At 64.5% G+C, this 22,053-nt stretch carries 19 protein-coding genes and 1 pseudogene; 11 read left to right on the forward strand and 9 right to left on the reverse strand.

What is annotated here, in order from left to right; translation table 11 throughout:
- The first annotated feature begins 2 nt into the window (after positions 1-2).
- From ACXJMY_RS13520 to ACXJMY_RS13570, 11 genes and pseudogenes are all read left to right on the forward strand, one after another.
- The gene (locus ACXJMY_RS13520) at positions 3-1,241 is read left to right on the forward strand and encodes an SMP-30/gluconolactonase/LRE family protein (RefSeq protein WP_456619835.1); all 1,239 of its coding nucleotides are present in this window, start codon (positions 3-5) and stop codon (positions 1,239-1,241) included.
- Between the two features lie 293 nt (positions 1,242-1,534).
- Positions 1,535-2,719 (forward strand): calcium-binding protein, encoded by a 1,185-nt coding sequence (locus tag ACXJMY_RS13525; protein ID WP_456619836.1) that lies wholly within the window; start codon positions 1,535-1,537, stop codon positions 2,717-2,719.
- Positions 2,720-2,762: 43 nt separating this feature from the next.
- Positions 2,763-3,866, forward strand: coding sequence for an NAD(P)/FAD-dependent oxidoreductase (locus ACXJMY_RS13530; protein ID WP_456619837.1), 1,104 nt, complete (start codon positions 2,763-2,765; stop codon positions 3,864-3,866).
- Positions 3,867-3,939: 73 nt separating this feature from the next.
- Positions 3,940-4,218, forward strand: a complete 279-nt coding sequence (locus ACXJMY_RS13535; protein WP_456619944.1) for a hypothetical protein — start codon at positions 3,940-3,942, stop codon at positions 4,216-4,218.
- Positions 4,176-5,348 carry an ABC transporter substrate-binding protein gene (locus tag ACXJMY_RS13540; RefSeq protein ID WP_456619940.1) on the forward strand — a complete coding sequence of 391 codons (1,173 nt, stop codon included), beginning with the start codon at positions 4,176-4,178 and terminating at the stop codon, positions 5,346-5,348. The genes ACXJMY_RS13535 and ACXJMY_RS13540 overlap by 43 nt, the downstream gene beginning before the upstream one ends.
- A gap of 93 nt (positions 5,349-5,441) precedes the next feature.
- The gene (locus ACXJMY_RS13545; protein WP_456619838.1) at positions 5,442-6,317 is read left to right on the forward strand and encodes a branched-chain amino acid ABC transporter permease; all 876 of its coding nucleotides are present in this window, start codon (positions 5,442-5,444) and stop codon (positions 6,315-6,317) included.
- A 1-nt stretch (position 6,318) separates the two neighbouring features.
- Positions 6,319-7,245 carry a branched-chain amino acid ABC transporter permease gene (locus ACXJMY_RS13550; RefSeq protein WP_456619839.1) on the forward strand — a complete coding sequence of 309 codons (927 nt, stop codon included), beginning with the start codon at positions 6,319-6,321 and terminating at the stop codon, positions 7,243-7,245.
- Positions 7,245-8,726 carry an ATP-binding cassette domain-containing protein gene (locus tag ACXJMY_RS13555; protein ID WP_456619840.1) on the forward strand — a complete coding sequence of 494 codons (1,482 nt, stop codon included), beginning with the start codon at positions 7,245-7,247 and terminating at the stop codon, positions 8,724-8,726. Before ACXJMY_RS13550 ends, ACXJMY_RS13555 begins: the two co-directional genes overlap by 1 nt.
- Positions 8,727-8,770: 44 nt before the next feature.
- Positions 8,771-10,008, forward strand: a pseudogene (locus tag ACXJMY_RS13560) (ABC transporter substrate-binding protein).
- 193 nt (positions 10,009-10,201) lie between these two features.
- The gene (locus ACXJMY_RS13565; protein ID WP_456619841.1) at positions 10,202-11,257 is read left to right on the forward strand and encodes a methyltransferase; all 1,056 of its coding nucleotides are present in this window, start codon (positions 10,202-10,204) and stop codon (positions 11,255-11,257) included.
- A gap of 163 nt (positions 11,258-11,420) precedes the next feature.
- On the forward strand, positions 11,421-12,731 hold the full coding sequence (locus ACXJMY_RS13570) for an ABC transporter substrate-binding protein (RefSeq protein ID WP_456619842.1): 1,311 nt from the start codon (positions 11,421-11,423) through the stop codon (positions 12,729-12,731).
- 196 nt (positions 12,732-12,927) lie between these two features.
- Here ACXJMY_RS13570 and ACXJMY_RS13575 read toward each other — a convergent pair whose 3' ends face one another.
- From ACXJMY_RS13575 to ACXJMY_RS13615, 9 genes are all read right to left on the reverse strand, one after another.
- Positions 12,928-14,097, reverse strand: coding sequence for a Gfo/Idh/MocA family protein (locus ACXJMY_RS13575; protein WP_456619843.1), 1,170 nt, complete (start codon positions 14,095-14,097; stop codon positions 12,928-12,930).
- Between the two features lie 48 nt (positions 14,098-14,145).
- Positions 14,146-14,466, reverse strand: coding sequence for a septal ring lytic transglycosylase RlpA family protein (locus tag ACXJMY_RS13580; RefSeq protein ID WP_456619941.1), 321 nt, complete (start codon positions 14,464-14,466; stop codon positions 14,146-14,148).
- 102 nt (positions 14,467-14,568) lie between these two features.
- The gene (locus ACXJMY_RS13585; RefSeq protein WP_456619844.1) at positions 14,569-15,414 is read right to left on the reverse strand and encodes a CmcJ/NvfI family oxidoreductase; all 846 of its coding nucleotides are present in this window, start codon (positions 15,412-15,414) and stop codon (positions 14,569-14,571) included.
- Positions 15,415-15,710: 296 nt separating this feature from the next.
- A complete protein-coding gene (locus tag ACXJMY_RS13590; protein WP_456619845.1) occupies positions 15,711-16,649 on the reverse strand; it encodes an ABC transporter substrate-binding protein in 939 nt (312 codons plus the stop codon).
- Positions 16,646-17,740, reverse strand: a complete 1,095-nt coding sequence (locus ACXJMY_RS13595; RefSeq protein ID WP_456619846.1) for an LLM class flavin-dependent oxidoreductase — start codon at positions 17,738-17,740, stop codon at positions 16,646-16,648. Before ACXJMY_RS13595 ends, ACXJMY_RS13590 begins: the two co-directional genes overlap by 4 nt.
- A 24-nt stretch (positions 17,741-17,764) precedes the next feature.
- Positions 17,765-18,937 carry an acyl-CoA dehydrogenase family protein gene (locus tag ACXJMY_RS13600; RefSeq protein WP_456619847.1) on the reverse strand — a complete coding sequence of 391 codons (1,173 nt, stop codon included), beginning with the start codon at positions 18,935-18,937 and terminating at the stop codon, positions 17,765-17,767.
- Positions 18,931-19,728: an ABC transporter ATP-binding protein gene (locus tag ACXJMY_RS13605; RefSeq protein ID WP_456619848.1), complete on the reverse strand. Its 798-nt coding sequence runs from the start codon at positions 19,726-19,728 to the stop codon at positions 18,931-18,933. The genes ACXJMY_RS13600 and ACXJMY_RS13605 overlap by 7 nt, the downstream gene beginning before the upstream one ends.
- Positions 19,722-20,744: an ABC transporter permease gene (locus ACXJMY_RS13610; RefSeq protein WP_456619849.1), complete on the reverse strand. Its 1,023-nt coding sequence runs from the start codon at positions 20,742-20,744 to the stop codon at positions 19,722-19,724. The genes ACXJMY_RS13605 and ACXJMY_RS13610 overlap by 7 nt, the downstream gene beginning before the upstream one ends.
- The gene (locus ACXJMY_RS13615; protein ID WP_456619850.1) at positions 20,722-21,813 is read right to left on the reverse strand and encodes an ABC transporter substrate-binding protein; all 1,092 of its coding nucleotides are present in this window, start codon (positions 21,811-21,813) and stop codon (positions 20,722-20,724) included. Before ACXJMY_RS13615 ends, ACXJMY_RS13610 begins: the two co-directional genes overlap by 23 nt.
- Between the last annotated feature and the right edge of the window lie 240 nt (positions 21,814-22,053).

Below are 22,053 nucleotides of genomic sequence, written 5' to 3' on the forward strand. Positions count from 1 at the left end.
CGATGACACGCCAAGAGGCTCGTGACCACGAGCAGCGTGACCAGGATGCTGCGCTTTCACGACGAACACTTGTCCAGGGACTTGCCCTCTGCGCCGGAGCCACCGTGGCGGGCGCGGGCCAGGCACTGGCCCAGGCCGGACCTGCCGCACCACCGACGACGATCACCACGCCGCCGCGCGATTTCGGCCCCAACGGCGCGCCGACCACCTATTTCTGGGACCCCGACATCATCGCGGTCGATCCGGCCTTCGACGATCTCGCGCAGCCCAACACCGCGATCAAGCGGCTCCATACCGGCCTGCTGTGGGCCGAAGGCCCGGCATGGAGCGCACAGGGCCGCTATCTGTTGTGGAGCGACATTCCCAACAACCGGCAGCTGCGATGGACCGAGGACGACGGCCGCGTCAGCGTGTTTCGCTCGCCGTCCAACAACTCCAACGGCAACTCCTTCGACTTCCAGGGCCGCCAGCTCTCCTGCGAACACCTGACCCGGCGGGTGACGCGCTACGAGCACGACGGCACCGCCACCGTGCTCGCGGACTCCTATCAGGGCAAGCGACTGAACTCGCCGAACGACATCGCCGCGCATCCCGACGGCAGCTACTGGTTCACCGATCCGCCCTATGGCGGCCAGCTCTACGAGGGCGAGCCCGACGTCGCGGGCGGTCCGAGCAATGCGAGCGGCAAGCTCAATCCGCGGATCGGACAGCCGGCCGGCTTTGCGCCGGGCAAGCGCGAGCTGCCGACCAATTGCTACCGCATCGATCCCTCGGGGCGCCTCGACCTCGTCGTCACCGAGGAGCAGGTGCCCGATCCCAACGGCCTGTGCTTCTCGCCCGACTACAAGAAGCTCTACGTCGCCTCGACCGGCAAGGGACCCGGCGACACCGGGCCCGGCGGCAACGGCGAAATCTTCGTGTTTGACGTCGGCAGCGACAACAAGCTCTCCAACCTCAAGAAGTTCAGCGATTGCGTGATCGACGGGGTGAAGTGCGGACCCGACGGCGTGCGCTGCGACGTCAACGGCAATGTCTGGGCCTCCAGCAATGCCGGACGCGCCGTCGGCTATAGCGGCGTGACGGTGTGGTCGCCGGCCGGCAAACTGCTCGGCCGCATCCGCCTGCCGGAAGTGTGCGGCAACGTCTGCTTCGGCGGCCCCAAGCGCAACCGCCTGTTCATGGCCGCAAGCCAATCGCTCTACGCGGTGTATACGGCAACACAGGGCGCGGGGCCGGGCTGAGCCCGCGCGAGCAGCCAAAATAAGGGCGCCGGCGTGAACCTCCGGCGCCCGATCGTTTTCGGCACGCGCCATTTGCTTAAATAACAGCCACAGACATCGCAGTGGACGTGCGCCTTATGACAACACCAAGACACGTTCGCCGAGGCGCGGTTCCTTGATCGCAATCAAGTTACGCCTCGGGCAAATCTCCGCCATCAATCCAACGAAGATAGGTCGCGCGGCAGGGCCGCAGCGCGGCGCGGAGGCATAACGTCCTCTTGGATCCACGTCCGACATGAACTGGGAGTTGCACGATGCGCCATATGCCAAATGACACGATCATCGTCAGCGTTGGGGACCAGCAATTCGTGACCGAGTTCGGAGACCCGGGCCTGCCGATCGACGGCCGCGGCGGGAACGACACGATGATCGCGACGGTCGATGCGGTCAACGGAGTTCTGACTTTTGTTGGCGACGACCAGACCTTGCAGGGCCATTCTCATGGAGGAAACGACCTGCTTGCGGCGACCGTGACCGGTTTTGGCGATTATGTCTTTGTTGATGGCGATGCGCAGACCATGTCCGGCCACGCCCATGGCGGCAATGACCTGCTTCACGTCGACGCCTCGACCTCGATCAATTCGAGTCTCAGTCTTTTTGGAGACGCCGATAGCACCATGTCGGGTGACACCAAGGGCGGCAATGACACCATTATCGCGTCGATGGGAAACAGATCGTCCGGCGCGTTCAGCGGCGACGCCGGCTATTCCATGAGCGACAATGCCCATGGCGGCAACGACATCATCAACGTGACCCAGGCCGGCATCTACGGCGGAGCGTCGATATCCGGCGATGCCCTCGTGTCCATGAGCGGCAATGCACATGGCGGCAACGACATCCTCATCTACACAGTCGGCGACAGCGCCCGCTCCGGCGGCGCGTCCCTGGTCGGGGACGGCGGTTACATGAGTGACAACGCCCGTGGCGGGAACGACATCCTGATCGCGGTCGTTGATGGCAATCCGGATTCGACCTCCATTGTGCTCGTCGGCGATGCCTCAAACATGTCGGGCAACGCGCATGGCGGCAACGACATCCTCCACGGGAGCGCCCGCGACGATCTGCTGTATGGCGATGCAATCACCTACGCTCCGTCCGCGCCGGGTTCGATCACGGGCGGAAGGGATATCCTGAACGGCGGACGCGGCAACGATCAACTCTGGGGCGGACCGAACAACGACAAGTTCGTCTTCAACACCGGCTCGGGCCAGGATGTGATCAAAGATTTCGATCAGGGCAACAAGGCTGTCGGCAGCACGGCCCGAGAGCATGACGTCATCAACGTGCACGACTACGGCTTTGCTGACTGGGCGGCGCTGCAGAGCCTGATCAGCGACGACGGCTCCGGCAATGCCGTGATCCACCTGACGGCCAGCGATACCATCACGTTGAACGGGATCCATGCGGCGGATCTCCATGCCAGGGATTTCGTCGTCTAAGACCCCGGCCGCGCGGCCGAATGCCTGACGCAAGGGAGTGACCATGCGCGTTGTGATTTGCGGTGGCGGCGTGATCGGGGCCTGCACCGCCTGGTTCCTCCGCCGCCACGGCATCGACGTCATCGTCGTCGAGCGAACCGAGGTCGCGGCTGCCGCATCGGGCAAGGCCGGCGGCTTCCTGGCGCGCGACTGGTGCGCCGGTTCACCGCTCGATGCGCTGGCGCAGCGCAGTTTTGCGCTTCATGCGCAACTGCCGGAAGAGATCGCGAACGATTGGGGCTACCGCCCGATGACCGCCTATAGCGGCTTCGTTGCTTCCGATGGCGATCCGCGCCGGAATGCACGCTCCGCTCTCGGCTGGCTCAGCGACGGCGTCGTCATCGGACAGCGCATCGGCACGACCGAGACCACAGCGATCGTTCATCCCCGCAAATTCACTTCGGCTGTGATGAGCGCAGCGCTCGCGCAAGGCGCTACGCTTCGTCCGGAACGCGTCACGGGCATCGTGCGCGACGCGGATGGCACGACTGCGAAGGGCGTCGAGGTCGAGAGCGGCGTCATCGAGGCGGACGCGGTCGTGATTGCCATGGGACCATGGTCGCTGCTCGCCGCGCAATGGATGAGCCTGCCCGCCGTCTACGGCCAACGCAGCCCGAGCATCGTGTACGACACCGGCACGGACGTGCCGGCCGATGCGTTGTTTCTGGAATACGAGGAGCACGGCAACGCAGTCTCGATCGAGGTCTTCCCGCGGGCCGACGGCAGCACGCATATCACGGCGCTCTCCGACATCGCGCCGCTGCCGCTCGACCCGGCAGCCGTGACGCCGGAGCGCGACGCGATCTCGCGCCTGCAAACCATGTCCGAGCGGCTGTCGCCACTATTTCGGCCCGAGAAGATCATTGCGCAGCAGGCCTGCTTTCGTCCCGTGACACAGGACGGCTTGCCGCTGATCGGCCGGGTGCCGCAGAGTGACGGCCTCTATGTTGCGACCGGACACAACGTCTGGGGCATCCTCAATGCGCCCGCCACCGGCGAAGCAATGGCGCAACTGATCGCCAAGGGCGCAACGCGCGACGTGGACCTCTCGCCGTTCGATCCCGCCCGGCTCCAGCCGCTCGATCCATCGTTGCTGCAAGCGCGCTGAACCGTAACGCACTTCATCGACCGTCGCCTGACGTACGCCTTAACGCATACGCATGCCCGCCGACGAAATCTGCATGCCTGACGTGCCAAAATACCCGACGCTGCTCTCTATTTGCGCAGCACTGCACTTTGGTCCGTTTCTCACAATCCTGAACGCAGTTTCACTTGCCGAGAATGCCTCCACCGTTATAGTCGCGGCCAATGGCTCACGAGAGGCCTGTTTCAAGGGAGAGAACAACATGAAAAAAAGACTCTCTGTTGCGTTGCGAATAGCACTCGGTACGGCCACGGCCGGTGCGTTGATGACGGCATCTGGCGCGGCACTGCAGCCGATCCGATCAGGATCGGCGTGATCGCGGAAGCGCAGGCGATCGCCGGCGCCTCCATTCCGCAAGCGGCGCAACTCGCCGCCGACGAGATCAACGCAAACGGCGGCGTCGACGGCCGCAAGATCGAAATCGTCTCTTACGACAATCACTCCTCCTCGGCGGATTCGGTGCGCGCATTCCAGCGCGCGGTGAACGAGGACAAGGTCAACGCGGTCATCGCCAGCTATATCAGCGAGGTGGTGCTGGCGCTGGAGCCGTGGGCCTCACGCCTGAAGACGCCGTTCGTGACGCCCGGCGCCGCTTCCAACGAGATCAGCAAGAGCGTCCACGCCGATTACGAGAAGAACAAGTACACCTTCCACGGCTACCTGACCTCGGCGGCGCTGGCGCTCTCGGTCTGCGACGGCGCCAAAGACCTGCTCGTCGACAGGATGCACATGAAGACGGCCGTCATCATGAGCGAGGACGCCGCCTGGACCAAGCCGCTCGACATCGGCTACGAGGAGTGCCTGCCGAAGATCGGGCTGAAGGTGCTCGACCACATCCGCTTCTCGCCCGACACCACCGACTTCACCCCGATCTTCAACAAGATTGAGGGATCGAAGCCCGACGTGATCATCACCGGCATCTCGCATGTCGGCGTGCAGCCGACGGTGCAGTGGAAGAACCAACAGGTGCCCATCCCGATGTTCGGGATCTCCTCCCAGGCGACCAACGAGACCTTTGGCAAGGACACCAATCAGGCGGCCGAGGGCGTGCTCTACCAGGGCGTCTCCGGCCCCGGCGTCGCGGTGACGCCGAAATCGGTGCCGTTCGCCGAAAACTTCAAGAAGAAGTTCGGCAATTATCCGTCCTATGCCGGCTACACCGCCTATGACGAGGTCTACTACATCGCCGATGCGGTGAAGCGGGCGGGCTCGACCGAGGCCGACAAGCTGGTCGATGCACTGGAGAAGACCGACTGGGAAGGCACCATCGGCCGGGTCCAGTTCTACGGCAAGGACGATCAGTTCACCCACTCGATCAAATACGGCAAGGGCCTGATCACCGGCCTGATGCTGCAATGGCAGGACGGCAAGCAGAGTGCGGTCTGGCCCAAGGACGTCGCCAAGGTCGACGTCAAATTCCCGGGCTTCGTCAAGCTCAGCAACTAGCCGGAACAGCTCCCGGGACCACCTCCCGGGAGCTTCCACATGCGTCGTACGCAGCACCTTCCCTCAAGCCATAGACCCGATTGCCAATCATAGATGCGAGCATTCCAGATCCTGATCGATGGCTTCGCCATCAGCGCTCTCTACGCCCTCGGTGCCACCGGCTTCACGCTGATCTTCGGCGTCTCCGGCGTGCTCAACCTCTCCCACGGCGCCATCATGGTGGCGGCAGCCGTGGCGGCCTGGGCCGCCGCCAGCGTGCTCAATGTCGGCACCTATGCCGGCGCTCTGATCGGGGTCGCGGTCGCCCTCGTGACGGCGTTTGCCACCTACTTCGCGGTGGTGAAGCCGATCCAGGATTCCCGGCGCATCCCCAATGAGGAGAAGGAGATCTTCGTCCTCACAGGCACGCTGCTCTGGGGCATCATGATCCAGGAGCTGATCGCCTATTTCTTCACCAACAACGCCAAGACGGTGCTGCCGATCGTCGAGGGCGTGGTCGAGATCCTCGGCGTCCGCACGCCGAAGAACGAGATCTTCACCGCGATCGTGTGTTGCCTCGTCATCGCGCTGCTGTGGCTCCTGGTGAACCGCACCCGCACCGGCAAGGCGGTGCTGGCGGCGTCGATGAATCCGCGCGGCGTCACCCTGCTCGGGCTCGAGCTCACCAACATCTACATCGTGGTGTGGGGGATCTACGGCATCCTCGCCGGCATCGCCGGCGTGCTGCTTGGGATGTTTCTCGGCGTCAGCTCCTACAGCGTCGGACCGCTGACGGCGAGCGCGTTCTCGATCGTGGTGCTCGGAGGTCTCGGCAGCGTCTCCGGTTCGCTGATCGCGGCCTTCGTGGTCGGTTATCTCGAAACCCTCACGGCCTATCTGGTCTCGCCCGCCTACCGCACCATTCCGGCGCTGCTGCTGCTCGTGTTCGTGATGTACATCCGGCCCCAGGGCCTTCTGGGGAGGCGCTGAGATGGCCGGCTTCTTTACCACACGGCTGTTCTTCATCTCCCTCGCGCTGGTCGTGATCGCGGCAACGCTGCCGCTTTATGTCTCCGGCTACGTGCTCGGGCTTCTCACCGTCGCGTTCTATTTCGGCGTGTTCGCGATGGCCTGGGACCTGCTGTTCGGCTTTGCGGGCGAAGTCAATTTCGGCCCAACCTTCCTGATCGGCGTCGGCGCCTACACCGCCGGCATCCTGAATGCCCAGTTCGGCTGGTCGGTCTATCTCTGCATCGTGCTGGGGGCGCTCGCCTCCGTCATCGCCGGCCTGGTGCTGGCGCTGCCGGCGCTCCGGGTGCGCGGCCCCTATTTCGGCCTGACCACTCTGGTTGCGGTGCTGATGCTGCAGAATTTCATCGTGGTGTTCGCCGACCTCACCGGCGGCGAGATCGGGCTGACCATCCCCGACGTCATCACCATCAACGCCGGTGCGAACTACTGGATCGCGCTCGGCTTCATGACGATCTCGGCGGCGATCCTCTACGGCCTGTCGCAATCGCCGATCGGGCTGGTGCTCCAGGCGAGCGGCCAGGACCCGGTACAGGCCGGCGCGCTCGGCTTCAACATCGTCAAGCACAAGCTCGCCGCCTTCATCGTCAGCGCGTTCTTCTCGGGGCTGTCGGGCGCGCTTCTGGTGTTCTACTTCGGCACCGCCTCGGTCGGTACCGTCGTCGACGTCGCGGTCGGCGTGAACGTCATCGTCTCGGCCGTGCTCGGCGGCCGGCGTACCGTGCTCGGCGCGGCGCTGGGCGCGATCTTCCTGATCGTCGCCGGCGAGTTCCTGCGGCCCACGGGTGAGCTTGCGACCTTCATCGTCTCGGCGGTCGCACTGCTGGTCGTGCTGTTCTTCCCCGGCGGCTTCCTCGGAGCGGCCCTCTCGCGCGAGGCTCGTTCGTGATGGATATGAGGCTTTCAAACCGGGCTGTGCTCGAAGTCCGCGGCCTGACCAAGCGTTTTGGCGGGCTAACCGCGGTGAAGAACCTCGGCTTCGAGGTCAATGCCGGCGAGATTTTTGGCCTGATCGGACCRAACGGCTCGGGCAAGTCGACCGCGATGAAGAGCGTGATGGGCATCGAGCGCCCGACCGCCGGCGAAGTGATCTTCGAGGGCGAAAACGTCGCCGGCTTGCCTGCGCACAAGATCGCGCGCAAAGGTTTTGGCATGGTGTTCCAGCACTCGCGGCCGCTGAACCGGCAGACCGTGCTGGAGAACATTCTGGTCGCGCTGCTGCCGGACAGCCTGTTCATGCTATTCCCCGACAAGGCGCTGGTCGAGCGCGCCAAGTGGATCGCCGATCGCGTCGGGCTCGGCAACGTGATGAACCGCCGTCCGCCGACGCTGYCGTTCGCCGACCTGCGCCGGCTCGAGCTTGCCAAGGCGATCGCGCGCGACCCCAAGGTGGTGCTGGTCGACGAGCCCTTCGCCGGCCTGACGCGCGCCGAGGTCGACGTCTTCTCCGACCTGATCCGCAGCTTCCGCGACGACGGCCGCGCGGTGATGCTGGTCGACCACAACGTCAAGAGCGTCGCCGCGCTGGTCGACCGCGTGCTGGCGATGTATCTCGGCGAGGAAATCGTCACCGGCAAGGCCGACGACGTCATGAAGAACGAGACCGTGCGGAAGGTCTATCTCGGCGGCGCGCTCGAAATCCATGCGCGGCCCGAGACCAGCTTCAAGGACAAGGTGCCGCTGCTACAGGTCGAGAACGTCAGCGTCCATTACGGCAAGGCGCAGGCGCTCGAGAACGTCTCGATCCACGTCCACGAGGGCGAGTTCGTCTCCATCGTCGGCCTCAACGGCGCCGGCAAGACCACGCTGTTCAACACCATCTCGGGCTTCCTGCCGTACAGTGGCGAGATCATGCGCGGCGGCGAGAAGCTGCGCGGCACGAGCGCGGCGAAGATTGCCCGCAGCGGCCTGGTGCAATGCCCGGAGTCGCGCGAGCTGTTCGGCGAGATGAGCGTGCGGGAAAATCTCGATCTCGGCGGCCAGCATCTGTCCGACGACAAGCGCGCCGCGCAGCTCGCGCGGCTGTTCGAGCTGTTTCCGATCCTGAAGGAGCGTCAGGGCCAGATGGCACAGACGCTCTCCGGCGGCGAGCAGCAGATGCTGGCAATCGGCCGCGCCCTGATGATGCAGCCGCAAATCCTGATCCTGGACGAGCCGACGCTGGGGCTTGCGCCCGTCATCCTCGAGCTCCTGTCCAAGGCACTAACGAAGCTGCGGCAGACCACGTCGATCACGGTGTTGCTCGGCGAGCAGAACGTGACCTTTGCGCTGCCGCATGCCGACCGCGTCTATGTGCTCGAACACGCCCGGATCGTCTGGGAGGGCGATCCCGGCCGCTTCGCGAGCGAGGCCGGTGCTGGATATCTCTGACGTCACGTTCACAACGACAACAAAACAAAAGAAGCGAAACGACCATGCGACCATCGACGATTTTGAGCCGTAGCGTCCTCGCCTCCGCGCTGGCGCTGTGCCTCGCCGCGCCGGCCTACGCGCAATCGGGTGATCCGATCAAGATCGGCGTGATCGCCGAGGTGCAGTCGATCGCGGGTGCTGCGACGCCGGGCGGCGCGCAGATCGCCGCCGACGAGATCAACGCCAAGGGCGGCATCCTCGGCCGCAAGGTCGAGATCGTCACCTATGACAACAAGAGCTCGTCGGCCGACTCCGTGCGCGCGTTCCAGCGCGCGGTGAGCGAGGACAAGGTGTCGGCGGTGATCGCGAGCTATATCAGCGAGGTCGTGCTGGCGCTCGAGCCCTGGGCGGCGCGGCTGAAGATGCCGCTGATCACGCCCGGCGCCGCCTCGAACGAGATCACCAAGGCGATCCACAACGACTACGAGAAGAACAAATACACCTTCCACGGCTATTTGACCTCGGCAGCGCAGGCCCAGCTCGTCTGCGACGCGGCCAAGGATCTGCTGGTCGACAAGCTCAAGTTCAAGACGGTTGCGATCATGAGCGAGGACGCGGCCTGGACCAAGCCGCTCGACGTCGGCTACGAGGCCTGCCTGCCCAAGGCCGGACTCAAGGTCGTCGAGCATGTGCGCTTCTCGCCCGACACCACCGACTTCACGCCGATCTTCAACAACATCGAGGGCAAGAAGCCGGACGTGATCGTGACCGGCATCTCCCATGTCGGCGTCAGCCGACGGTGCAGTGGAAGAACCAGCAGGTGCCGATCCCGATGTTCGGCATCAGCGCGCAAGCCTTGAGCCCGACCTTCTGGAAGGACACCAATGGCGCCGCCGACGGCGTGCCCTCGCTCGCAGTTGCGACGCCCGACGTCGCCGTGACCTCCAAGACGAAGCCGTTTGCCGCGGCCTTCAAGGCCAAGTTCGGCACGCCGCCGGCCTATACCGGCTACACCGCCTATGACGAGGTCTACATCATCACCGACGCGATCAAGCGTGCGGGCTCGACCGATCCCGACAAGATGGTCGCCGAGCTCGAGAAGACCGACTTCGAGGGCACGATCGGCCAGATCCAGTTCTACGGCAAGAACGACGAGTTCACCCACGGCATCAAGTCCGGCCCCGGTGCGGTCTCCGGCCTCGTCTTCCAGTGGCAGGACGGCAAGCAGATCGTGGTCTGGCCCGAGAAGATCGCCGAAGGCAAGATGAAGTTTCCGAGCTTCGTGAAACTGTCGCAGTAACCGGCGCAGCAGCCGACATCGCGCCCATTGCTCCTTGCGCGGTGGGTTTTTTCTTTCCCTGTCGCGATGCGCATTACCGGCCGCCACAGCGACCTTGGGTCGCGTTGACCTGCCCCCAGTTCCCCTGACCACAATGCGGTTCGTTCCCCTGATGCGACACTGACCGCCTCCCTGCTGGCGCGGAGCATCTCAGATGGACCCAAGCATCTCCCCAGGGCGTCCCCCTGCGCCGGAAGATTTTGCCCAGATATTCAGGCTGATCGGCGGGTACCGCATCTCGCAGGCGCTGCACGTCGCTGTCGAGCTTGGAATTCCCGACCTGCTGTCGGCCGGCCCGCGACAATGCGACGATCTGGCAGTGACGACCAAGACCCATGCCGCCACGCTTTATCGGCTGCTGCGCTTTCTGGCCGGAGCAGGACTGTTCGACGAGATTTCTCCGGGAAGGTTTGAGCTCACCCAGCTGGGATCCACCCTCCGCGCCGACATTCCGGGCTCGATCTGTCCAGTGGTGCGGCTGTGGCTCGGCGAGTCACATTGGCATTCCTGGGGCCATCTCCTGCACTCCGTCCAAACCGGAGAGCATGCCTTCGATCATGCACATGGGATGGGGGTGTTCGACTATTTGCGCAAGGACGCGGGGCTTTCGGCGGTCTTCAACGCGACGATGACCACGAGCTCCACCCGATTGGGTTCGGCGCTGCTCAAACACTACGACTTTCAAGGAGTAAGTCGCATCGTCGATGTCGGCGGCGGGCACGGTTTCACGCTAGCGACCATCCTGGCCGCTCATCCCAATATGCGCGGCGTGCTCTACGATCTGCCTGACGTCGTGGCCGGCTCCGCCGCCGCACTGGAGGCTGCAGGCGCGAGGGAGCGATGCGAGGCTATCGGCGGGAGTTTCTTCGAATCCATCCCGAAGGACGCGGACGCCTACATTCTGAAGCAAATCATTCATGATTGGGACGATGACCAATCGCTGGCAATCCTGCGAAACGTTCGCACGGCGATGCCTGCGCATGCCAGGGTTCTCCTGATCGAACGGCGGATCGAGCCCAATCATCGCGACGCGATGCGCGTCCTTCACATCGACATGGAAATGCTGGTCAATGTTTCCGGCATGGAGCGCACGGATGCGGAATATCGATCTCTGCTCGAGCGAGCCGGCTTCCGATTGGGAAGGGTGATCCCGTTGCTCGACGGCGCGAGCTTCGCGGTGTTCGAGGCGACCCGTTCCGACACCAACTGACTGAGTTGGGAAGCGGAGGGCTCGATCCGGCTCGTTTCGCACATGCGTTGTGTGCCGCGGCCGCTGGTATCGACCTTGGGCGATGTTGACTTTCCACCTCCCGCTCCCAATACTTCGAAAAAATAGCAAGCCGGCCACAAAGACGGTTCAGAGGGAGGATAGGATGCCCACTTCACGCAGGACGCTGCTGAAGACCTCGGCGGCGGCCGCCGCCGCACTCAGCCTCGATTGGACGCGCGCCAGGGCACAAGCCGAGACATTGCGCATCGGCCTGATCTACGACCTGACCGGCCCGTTTGCCGCCGGCGGCTCGGTGGCCTCGTCGATCGGCGCGCAGATCGCGATCGATCTCGTCAACGAGAAAGGCGGTATCGGCGGCAAGACCAAGATTGTTCCAGTCGCCGCGGATTCCCAGAGCAAGCCCGACGTTGCGATCAACGAGGCCGAACGCCTGATCAGCCAGGAGAAGATCGACATCATCAACGGCGTCTATGCGAGCTCGCATGCGGTGCCACTCGCGGCGAAGGTCGAGCAGCAGAAGAAGATCCTCTGGATCACGACCGCGGTCTCGACCGCCGTGTTCAAGGACAAGAACCTGCAATACGTGTTTCGCGCGCAGATCCACTCGGATCAGTACGGCCAGGCTTTCGCCGGTTTCCTCGCCGAGCATGCGAAAGCAAAACTCGGAATGGATCCCAAGGAGGTCAAGGTCGCACTGATCCATGAGGACGGCCCCTACGGTGTTGGCGTCGCCGCCGCCGACGAGGCCTACGCCAAGGAGGCCGGCATCCAGGTGGTGCTGCGCGAGGGTTATTCGGCCTCGGCGCCCGACCTCTCGGTGCTGGTGACCAAGATCAAGCGGGCCAAGGCCGACGTGATCTCGCATGCCGGCTACAACCCCGACATCACCCTGTTCCTGCGCCAGGCGCGCGAGAGCGGCCTGCGCTTCAAGATGCTGTTCGGCGCCGGCGCCGGCTACAGCCAGCTCGACAAGCTGCGCGCCACTTTTGGTCCCGACATCGACAATTTCTGCAACATCGATCCGGTGCCGGCGCAATTGCTCGATCCGGCAAAGCTCGCACCGGGTATCGGCGATCTGACCAACGCCATGGTCGCGCGCTACAAGGCCAAGACCGGCGCCACCGACGTGCCGCCGCACTGCTCGATGGGCTTCAACCAGACCTGGGTGCTGCTCAACAAYGTGCTGCCGGTCGCCAAGGAAAAGTACGGCAGCTTCGAGCCCGAGGCGATCCGCAAGGCCGCGCTCGACGTCGACATCCCCGCCGGCGGCACCATCCAGGGCTATGGCGTGAAATTCTTCCCGCCGGGCACGCCACTCTCCGGCCAGAACGAACGCTCGACACCGGTGGTGATGCAGAACGCCGGCGAGCACATCTCCGTGGTGTGGCCGACGAACATCCGCACGCAGGACCCGGTATTTCCGCTGCCGAAGGGCTCGACTTACGGGACGTAGGGAAAGTTTATCGCCGCAGCGGGACTGCGCTCCCTCGCCCCGCTTGCGGGGAGAGGGTTGGGGTGAGGGGGAGTCTCCACGGGGGTGGTGATAGTCGGACTCGCGGAGAGTCCCCCTCACCCGGAATACAAGCTGCGCTTGAATTCCGACCTCTCCCCGCAAGCGGGGCGAGGTGAACTGCGGCTCCGCCGGTGGCCTACAACACCACCCGCCGTCCCTCGTCCGCGGCCCAATACCCCGCGTAGTTCACCTTGATGGTCTCATACGCCAGCGCGAGGTCCGACAGCGGCTGCCGGCCCGTCGCGGCGCATTCCATGAAATCCTGGATCTCCTGGAGATAGCCGCGGGTCCATTCCTCCTCCAGGCAGACATATTGCCAGCCGGTTTTGCGGTCGACCTTTTCGGTGATGTAGACGTTGGCGAGCTTTTCCTCGCTGGTCTGGTAGCTCATCAGATGCGTGTTCGGCGTGATGTTGGCGAACAGCGAGCCGCCACTCGTGTAGGTCTCGATCAGATTGCGCACGCCGCCCATGATCATGTCGCCGGAGAACACGGTCGCCTTGGTGCCGTCGGAGAAGGTCGCAGTCAGCGTGCCCCAGTCCTCGACATCGACGGGATTGGCCTTGATGTAGGTGCGTTCCTCCGGCTTCAGGCCAGCCGTGACATTGCCGACGTCACCGGTCACGCTGGCGACGCGGATGGTTTCGCCGCGCGCCTTGGCCTCCACCTGCTTGAGGTAAAGCACGGCCGAGAGTGGATGGCAGCCCATGCGGATCAGCGAGCCGCCGCCGGTCATCGCCCATTGCGCGGCATGCGCCGCGTGCGAGCCGGAATGGCTTTCCTCGCCCTTCATGAACAGAATCTTGTCTTTGGTCGCCTTGATGATCTCCGCGGTCTTGGTCACCGCAGGCGCATAGATCCAGTCCTCGGCATACATGAAAAGCTTGCCGGTGCGTTCGATCGCGGCACGGGTCGCGTCCATCTCCTCCAGCACACGCTCATACATCACGGCCTTCGGGACATGCTTGCCGATCGGCTGTTTGTCGCCCTCACGACCGAAATAGCCGGCAAACGGCTTTTCGCAGATCACGTGCTTGCCGGCCTGCATGCTGGCTACGATCATCTCGGCATGGAGATTGGGCGGCGTGCAGATGTCGATGACATCGAGCTCGCGGTCGGCGATCAGCTCGGCAAAGCTGCGATAACTGCGCGGGATCTGATGACGGCGGGCGAACTCAACGACGTGGTCGCCGCGCGCGGCCACCGCCGCGACCTCGACATCCACGCCATAGACGCGCCGGAACGCGTACATGTGCAGCTCCGACACGAAGCCGCAGCCCACGAGCCCCACCCTGATTCTTGCCATAGCGCCCCTCACCCCCGGTTTGGGCGGCACTATAGCGCGCTTGCGGGCCTAATCCACCGAGACGCGCACCACGCCCGCGCTCATCATGCCGAGCGCACGGGCGGCCGGCACGGAGAGATCGACGATACGTCCGCGGATAAAGGGGCCGCGATCGTTGACGCGGCATTGGATCGAGCGGCTACCGTAGGACACCCTGAGCACGGTGCCAAACGGGCGGGTCCGGTGGGCGCAGGTCAGGTCGCCGCCTTTGCCGGCTTTTCCGTATCCATAATATGAGGCGAGCCCGCTCTCGGCATGCACGATTGAAATGAGGGCGAGAGAAGAGGTCGTCACACAAAGCAATAATAATAATGTCGTCTGCGCTCGCACGGCACCGCTCCCGGTTGGCCCTGCCCCGCGCTGCAAACGTCGCTTTGTTCCCTTAAGTTCCAGGAACTGCCGGGCGACGCCCGGCAGTGCCATCACACTTTGTTACTGCTTGTGAAACACCAGCGTGCGGACCTCGATGCTTTCGCGAGGCAGTGCATCCGCCGGCGTGGTCGGATCGACGAAGGCGGTGTGCGGCCCGAAGCGGGTGCGGCCGTCGGTTACGGAGTCGTAGCACTTCAATAGTAGCGCCTCGTCCGGCGTCATCTCCGGGAAATAGAACCAGCGGTGGTTCGGATTGTATTTCACCGAATAGGTCTCGCCGCGGCGGTTGGGATAGATCAGGTCGGAGGCGACGAGATCATCCGGCGCCACCGTCGTGCCGTCGGCCATCGCGAGCGGCGAGTCGCGCAAGGGACCGCGGATCGGGCGCCAGAGATTGATCACCTGCACACGACCCTTGAGCAGCTCCTCGGCCTCGTCAGGCAGATGCTCGCGCACGCGGTTGGCGCCCGAGAGCGCGGTCTGGTCGACATGGACGCGGGTGGCGGGCTGGCGCGGGCCGACGCCGCGAATGTCGGCGGCGCCTTCGACGCGCCTGCGCACGGTGTGATCGAAGATGACAACGCGATCGGCCTTCAACGTCGCGCGCAGGAAGGCTTCGACCGCCGGATAGTAGACCGCCCTCACCTCCTCGTCGTTGTAAAAGTCCTTCACCTGGTTCGGATGGCGCACCAGCGCAAAGCCCTCGCGATCGAGCGAGAAATTGTTCGCGATCAGCCGCGCGTCGAAGATCGGGACCTGATGCGGCTCCGGCAGCGAGGTGCTCTTGGGCTCGCCCGGCGGCGGATCGAAGGCGTAGGTGCGCGGCTTGCCCGGAACCGGTGCGAGATAGTTCAGTTCGGCGGTGACGAAGGGAAGCGATTCGATTTTTGTTTCTTGCAGGCCCATAGCCGGTCTCCCGATGTGGTCGTCCGATTGATTTTTGACGGGATGCGGTGTGGTGCAAGGGAGGGAGTGCAAATAGCAATGTGGGTGTTGTTGATGAGAGGAAATGCAGAACGAATCTGTCGAGAACGGCGGTTGCTCTGGCGATGTTCTTCTCGCTTCACGGATGCTTGAGGGACTCGTGAGCTTTTCGTCCCCCACCATCGTCACTCCGGGGCGCCCGAAGGGCGAGCCCGGAATCCATCGAGCCGCAATGTTTGTAGATGAATGGACACGAGAGCTGTTGCTATCGCTCAGCCTTACAATCCCGCCTTCGCAATCGCGTCCGCGAAAGAACGATCGACGATCTCGGCCGCATCGAGCTTCTGCTTGATCAGGCCCCAGCGGAGATACAGGTCGATCGTGCTCTGCTCGTCCGCCACCACGCCGTCGTCGATCGGCGCGATCCGGATCTTGGCGCGCGACAGCCAGTTGAGGGGTACCGCGGTCTGAATGTTCATCAGTCTGCCCCAGGTCTCCGCATAGAAGTTGACGTTATTCAGCGACCACGCTCGTGCCGCGGTGAGGCGCCGAACGAAATCCGTCAGCTCGGCGCGCTTATCGCGGATGGCCTCGGGCCGCGCCACCTGGAAGCTCAGGCCCGGCGTCAGGCCCTCCGAGGTGATGATGCGGCGCGACTTGAACAGCACCTCCTCCTGGCTGACATAGGGCTCCCAGGTCGACCACGCATCGACGGAGCCTTGCGTATAGGCGATCTTGGCGTCCGATGGCGCCAGGAACGCGATCTGCACGTCGGACGCAGCCCAGCCGTTCTTTTCCAGTGCGGCGAGGATCAATTGATGACCGATCGAACCGCGGCCGGTCGCGATCTTCTTGCCACGCAGATCGGCGAACGACTTGATCGGTGAATTCTCGGGCACCAGAATCGCAAGCCCTTCCCGCGTCTGCCGGATCGCGGCGATCGCCTTCACCGGCGCGCCGGAGGCGGCGGCGAAGGTAAAGGGCGCATCGCCGACGAGCCCTGTCTCGATCGCGCCGGCGCTCAGCGCTTCGAGCAGCGGCGCGGCCGCCGGAAACTCCTTCCACTCGATCCTGTAGGGGACGTCCTTGAGCACGCCCGCCGCTTCCATCACGGCCTGCGAATTGCCCTTCTGGTCGCCGATGCGCAGGGTGGTTTGCGCTGCCGTCAGGTCAAGCGAGCCGAGCAGCAGCGCGCCGGCCAACATGAGACGGATCATTCCGCGGCCTCACCACGGGCGACCTGACGTTCCGCGATCAGCTTGCGGGTCAGCGGGATCAGCTCGCGGCCGTATTCGATGGCATCGATCAGCGGATCGAAGCCGCGGATCAGAAAATGGCTGACGCCGAGATCGTAATAGTCGCCGAACACTTCGGCGACCTGCTCGGGCGTGCCGACTAGTGCCGTGGTGTTGCTGTTGGCCCCGGTGAGCTTCGCGATCTCGGTCCACAGCCGCTTGTCGATGCGGCTGCCCTGGTCGGCGAGCGCGAGCAGGCGCTTGGCGCCGTCGGTGGCGTGGTTCGGCCTGCGGTAGCCGGTCTGGTCCTGGAGCGCCGTGGCACGCTCGAGGATCTCGTCGGCTTTCTTCCAGGCCTTCTCCTCTGTATCGGCAAGGATCGGCCGCACCGACAGGCTGAAGCGCGGCGTCGGTCGCCCGTGCCTGACGGCCGCGTTATGAACGCGCGCGGTGACGTCGCGCACCTGCGCATAGGATTCGCCCCACAGCGCGAAAGTGTCGGCGTGCTTGCCGGCGACCTCGATTGCGGCATCCGAGCCGCCACCGACGAAGGTGTAGATGCCACCCTTCTGCAACGGCTTCACCTGTGAAAAGCCGTTCTCGACGTTGTAATACTTGCCGCTGTAGCTGAACGGCTTCTCGCTGGTCCATTCCAGTCGCACCACGTCGAGGAACTCGCTGGTGCGGGCATAGCGTTCGTCCTTGTCGTCGAGCGTGTTGCCGTCCTGCCTGAGCTCGATGGCGTTGCCGCCGGTGATGACGTGCAGTGACACGCGGCCGCCATAAAACTGGTCCAACGTGGCAAGCTGGCGCGCCAAGAGCGTCGGCGCGGTGAAGCCCGGCCGCTGCGCGATCATCACCTTCAGCGATTTGGTGATGGTCAGGACGTGCTGGGCGACCTGGAGCGCGTCCGGCGTGGTCGAATGGAACGCCAGCAGTGCGCGGTCGAAACCGGCGAGCTCATGCGCCTTTGCCACTGTCTCGATATAGGGCGGATCGAGCACGGGGCCCGAGCGGACGATGGTCTCGGAAGAATTGTTGTTGGTGATAAAGCCGATGAACTCGACCGACATGGCAAGGCTCCACTTGATGATTTGTCAGATACCGAGCGTAACGCGCCCGGCGGAGATTTTCGTGGTGTCGTCCTGGGGGGTGTGAACGCGGCCGCAGAGCACGTCGCGGTAATGCCGTTCCAGCGGATTTTTGCGCGACAGACCGTGATTGCTGGTCAGCGACAAGGCGTCCTCCACTGCGGCTACGGCGTTATTGGTCACCGTCAGCTTGATGATGTTGGACTCGATCGCGCTCACCTGCAAGCCGTCATCGAAATCGGACGCGAAGCTGTCGATCAAACGCGCATTGACCGCGAGCCGCGCTTCGATGCCGCCGAGGATCTCCTGGGCGCGCGGTAGCGTCGCCAGCGGCGCGCCAAGGTTGGCCGGCACCCGCGTCTTCAGGAAGGTGACCAACCAGTCGCGTGCCGCCCGTGCAATGCCGTCATAGATCGCGGCCACGAACACGGTGTGCACGGTGGCCTGCGTGACATCGGGCGCGCGCCAGTCCGCGGGCTTGCGGACATCGACCTCGGCATCGAACGGGATGACGACGTCGTCGAAGATGACGTCATGGCTGCCGCTGGCGCGCAGGCCGTGATGGTCCCAGGTCTCGACGATGCGCGTGCCCGGAAGGCCCGCCGGCACCAGGAACTGACCGATCCGCGGCTCGGCCTCGTCGGTCCGCGCCCAGACCAGATACCATTTCAGGATTGGTGCCCCCGTCGAATAGATCTTGTGACCGGTCAGGCGCCAACCGGTCTCTGTCCGCCGCGCGATCGTCGCCGGGAGGCCGCCGCGCGCCGGCGAGCCAAGCTCGGGCTCGACGCGCAGCGCGTTGACGAGCGCGAGGCCTTCGACCGTCTCGCGCGCAAGCTTGCGCGACAGCCGCGCCGGCCAGCTCGGGCTGCGCGCCATCACCAGATGGTTGATGTAGTGCATCGACAGCACCAGCGCGGTCGAGGGATCGGCCTTGCCGACGATGCCAATGACGCGCGCGGCGTATCTCGCGCCGGCGCCAGCTCCGCCATGGGCCGCCGGCACCGTCAGCGACAGCAGGCCCGCCTCGGAGAGCTCGCGAAAGTTCTCGAAGGGAAAGCTGCCGGTACGGTCGTGCTCGGCTGCACGCGCGGCAAAGGCTTCCGCCAACGTCTCGGCGCGGGCGATGTAGTCGGGTTCGCTATGGGCCAGCCGCCCTTTGGCTACAGAAGTTACCATGTGGCATCCAACCCCAAGAGGCCGAGGATCTGGCGGCGCAGATCGCCCAGATAAGGATCGCCGCGGTGGCGCGGATAGGGCCGGTCGACCCGGATGTCGGCCTTCACGCGCGCGGGGCGATCGCTGAACACGATGACGCGGTTGGCCAGCACCAGCGCCTCCTCCGCGTCATGCGTCACCAGCAGCGTGGTGAAGCCCTTGCGCTGCCAGAGCGAGACGAGCTCGGCCTGCATGGTGATGCGGGTGAGCGAGTCGAGCTTGCCGAGCGGCTCGTCGAGGATCAGGATTTTGGGATCGTTGACCAGCGCGCGGGCGAGTGCCACGCGCTGCGCCATGCCGCCGGAAAGCTGGTGCGGATAGGCCTTGCGGAAGGACGACAGCCCAACGAGATCGAGCGCGGCATCGACGCGGTGGCGCTGGCTCTTGAGGATGCCCTGGGCTTCCAGCCCCAGCGCGACATTGTCCCAGACCGAGCGCCAGGGAAACAGCGTCGGATCCTGGAACACGACGACGCGCGAGGGATGCGGGCGGGTGATGCGAGCCTCGTCCTCGCGCAGCGTTCCGGCCTTGGGCTTGTCGAGGCCGGCGACGAGCCGCAGCAAGGTCGACTTGCCGCAGCCGGACGGGCCGAGCAACGCGACGAATTCGCCGGGCTCGACCGAGATGCTGACGTCGCTGAGCACCGGCAGCTCGGCGCCGTCGATGTCGAAGGCATGGCTGACCTGCTCGATATCGAGCGCGGCGCCGGCAGCCGGATGCGTGACCGCTTCGGCAAGAGCTGCGGCTACCATTTGACGGTCCCCTTCTGCCAGACCAACAGGCGATCGCGGATCGAAAACAGCAGCGTGATCGCGCCGGAGCAGAGCAGCGACATCACGATCAGCGCCGCATACATGTTGGCGTAGGCGGCCCAGCCCTGCGCCCATTGCAGGTACCAGCCGAGCCCGGCCTTGACGCCGATCATCTCGGCGACGACCAGCACGGCGAAGGACGAGCCGAGCCCCATGAACAGGCCAACGAAGACGTGCGGCAATGCCGCAGGGATCGCGACCTTCAGAACGAGGAACGAGGGCTTTGCCCCCAGCGTGCGCGCGACGTCGTAATAGGCATTGCTGACGCTCGCGACGCCCGACCAGGTCAGCACCGTGACCGGGAAGCCGGTCGCCAGCGCGATCAGGAAGGTCGAGGCGCTCCAGCTCGAGGGAAAGGTGAAGAACGCGATCGGCAGCCAGGCGGTCGCGGGCAGCGGGCCGATGAATCGCAGCACCGGATGCACCCAATAGCCGACGGCGCGGGACCAGCCGATCGAGACGCCGGTCAAAAAGCCGATCGTGGCGCCGATCAGATAGCCGCCGAGCTGAAGCCTGACCGAGGCAAAGACGCTGTCGAGCAGCTTTGGCAGATCGTCGGTATAGACCTCGATGATCGATTGCGGCGGCGGGAAGAACGGCAGCGGCAGCCAGGCGAATTTTGCGGTCGCAACCTCCCACAGCGTCAGGAATGAGGCGAGTGCGACCAGCCAGGGCGCGCGTTTCCGCAAGCCGCGTCCTGCCGAACCGAGATAATCGGCGCCTACGGTTCCGAACAAGGCGACCACAGCGACGATGAAGGCGGCAATTCCGAGCGAATGCGTGCGCGACCAGTCGCCGACGTCCTCCCACCACAGGCAGGAGAGCCCGAACGCGATCCATGCCGCGCTGGCAAGAACGCCCACGCCGGAGTCCCGCACCCAGTTCGCAAGCAGCGGCGCGCGCGAGACCCGCGGCGTGCCCGAGGCGAGGCCGTCAGACAGCGAATACGTCGACATAGATGCGCTCCGCGAATTTCGCCGTGTCGGTGCTCTGCTTGAAGACCTGCACGCTCTTCAAATCGTCGGCATAGGCCTTCAGCTCGCGCTTCAGCACCTCGCCGACGGGATGATGATGGTGGGTGTGGTAGCGCACCATGCCCTCGATGTCGGCGAGCGTCGCCGTCTTCGGCGCGTAAGGCTGGAACGATTTCGCCGCGATCGTCGAATTCTGCGCGGTGAACATCGCCGCATCGAGCAGCGCCTGGGTGATGGCGCGCGCGACCTGCGGCTCCTCGCGCACCAGGCTACCGCGCAGGCCGAGGATGCAGCAGCTCTTCTCGCGATACTCGCCGTCGAGATTGGATGCGACCTCCTTGTACTGGCTGTCCTTGAGCCAGAGATAGCCGAGCGGATCGGACGATAGGAACGCCTGCACCTCGCCCTTCTCGACGGCGACGTTGAGGAGATTGCCGGGATAGGCGCGCCAGTCGACGTCCTTGACCGGATCGATGCCGAGTTTTGCCAATTGGATCGAGAAGAAGTTCTTGTCGGGGCCGCCGAGATCGCCCACCGCGACGATCTTGCCCTTGAGATCGGCGAGCCTGGCGACGCCGGAGTCGGTGCGCGACAGCACGCGCATGCAGCCGCCATGGGTGCCGGCGGCAATCTTGACGTCAAAGCCCTGCTCCAGCGGCTTCAGCCAGCGCAGCGCCATGCCGAGCCCGGCGTCGCTCTTGCCGGTGGCGATGGCTTCGAGCAGCTGGTCAGTCGAGCCGGAATAGTTGACGAGCTCGACGTCGAGATTGTGCTTCCGGAAGAAGCCGTGCTCGATGGCGACCGGCACCGGCGCGAGGCAGACCGCACCGGCGTTCCACGACAGTTTCAGCTTGCGCGGCGCGCCGGTGAGCGCAGGCGTATCTGCCGCCGTCCGGCACAGCGGGAATTCCGACAGATCGACGCCGGGCGCGATCGCGCGCGGCGCGAAGGCCTGCGCACCCAGCGGCGCGACCAAGGCTGCCGCGAAGCCTGCCTGGAGCAAGTGGCGCCGGTCGAGGCTCGATCCGCCGCGCTTGGTCTCGTTGTTCATTGGCCGCTAACTCCTGCGCTGGCATGGCTCCGCCGTTTGCACAACGGTTCGCGTTGCGCATGTTCCGTGGGGAGCTGCGTTGAGAGAAAATCTTTCCGTCGGCGCCTCACGCGCCGCGTTGATGCGATGCGCAAATCATGCGGCGCGTTCACTGCATCGTCAATGAAATGGAATTTCGAATGTGGCGCGTAGCGAAGTCATTCTCTCCATCGGCGCGCGCAGACACGATGAAACGATTTC

This window comes from Bradyrhizobium sp. P5_C12, assembly GCF_054049735.1.

Bases quoted from the DNA above. Each gene is read 5' to 3' on its own strand.
- ACXJMY_RS13535 (WP_456619944.1), top strand. From the start codon at position 3,940: ATGCCTGACGTGCCAAAATACCCGACGCTGCTCTCTATTTGCGCAGCA.
- ACXJMY_RS13575 (WP_456619843.1), bottom strand. From the start codon at position 14,097: ATGGCAAGAATCAGGGTGGGGCTCGTGGGCTGCGGCTTCGTGTCGGAG.
- ACXJMY_RS13585 (WP_456619844.1), bottom strand. From the start codon at position 15,414: ATGGGCCTGCAAGAAACAAAAATCGAATCGCTTCCCTTCGTCACCGCC.
- ACXJMY_RS13525 (WP_456619836.1), top strand. From the start codon at position 1,535: ATGCGCCATATGCCAAATGACACGATCATCGTCAGCGTTGGGGACCAG.
- ACXJMY_RS13595 (WP_456619846.1), bottom strand. From the start codon at position 17,740: ATGTCGGTCGAGTTCATCGGCTTTATCACCAACAACAATTCTTCCGAG.
- ACXJMY_RS13565 (WP_456619841.1), top strand. From the start codon at position 10,202: ATGGACCCAAGCATCTCCCCAGGGCGTCCCCCTGCGCCGGAAGATTTT.
- ACXJMY_RS13530 (WP_456619837.1), top strand. From the start codon at position 2,763: ATGCGCGTTGTGATTTGCGGTGGCGGCGTGATCGGGGCCTGCACCGCC.
- ACXJMY_RS13605 (WP_456619848.1), bottom strand. From the start codon at position 19,728: ATGGTAGCCGCAGCTCTTGCCGAAGCGGTCACGCATCCGGCTGCCGGC.
- ACXJMY_RS13520 (WP_456619835.1), top strand. From the start codon at position 3: ATGACACGCCAAGAGGCTCGTGACCACGAGCAGCGTGACCAGGATGCT.
- ACXJMY_RS13545 (WP_456619838.1), top strand. From the start codon at position 5,442: ATGCGAGCATTCCAGATCCTGATCGATGGCTTCGCCATCAGCGCTCTC.
- ACXJMY_RS13590 (WP_456619845.1), bottom strand. From the start codon at position 16,649: ATGATCCGTCTCATGTTGGCCGGCGCGCTGCTGCTCGGCTCGCTTGAC.
- ACXJMY_RS13550 (WP_456619839.1), top strand. From the start codon at position 6,319: ATGGCCGGCTTCTTTACCACACGGCTGTTCTTCATCTCCCTCGCGCTG.
- ACXJMY_RS13610 (WP_456619849.1), bottom strand. From the start codon at position 20,744: ATGTCGACGTATTCGCTGTCTGACGGCCTCGCCTCGGGCACGCCGCGG.
- ACXJMY_RS13600 (WP_456619847.1), bottom strand. From the start codon at position 18,937: ATGGTAACTTCTGTAGCCAAAGGGCGGCTGGCCCATAGCGAACCCGAC.
- ACXJMY_RS13615 (WP_456619850.1), bottom strand. From the start codon at position 21,813: ATGAACAACGAGACCAAGCGCGGCGGATCGAGCCTCGACCGGCGCCAC.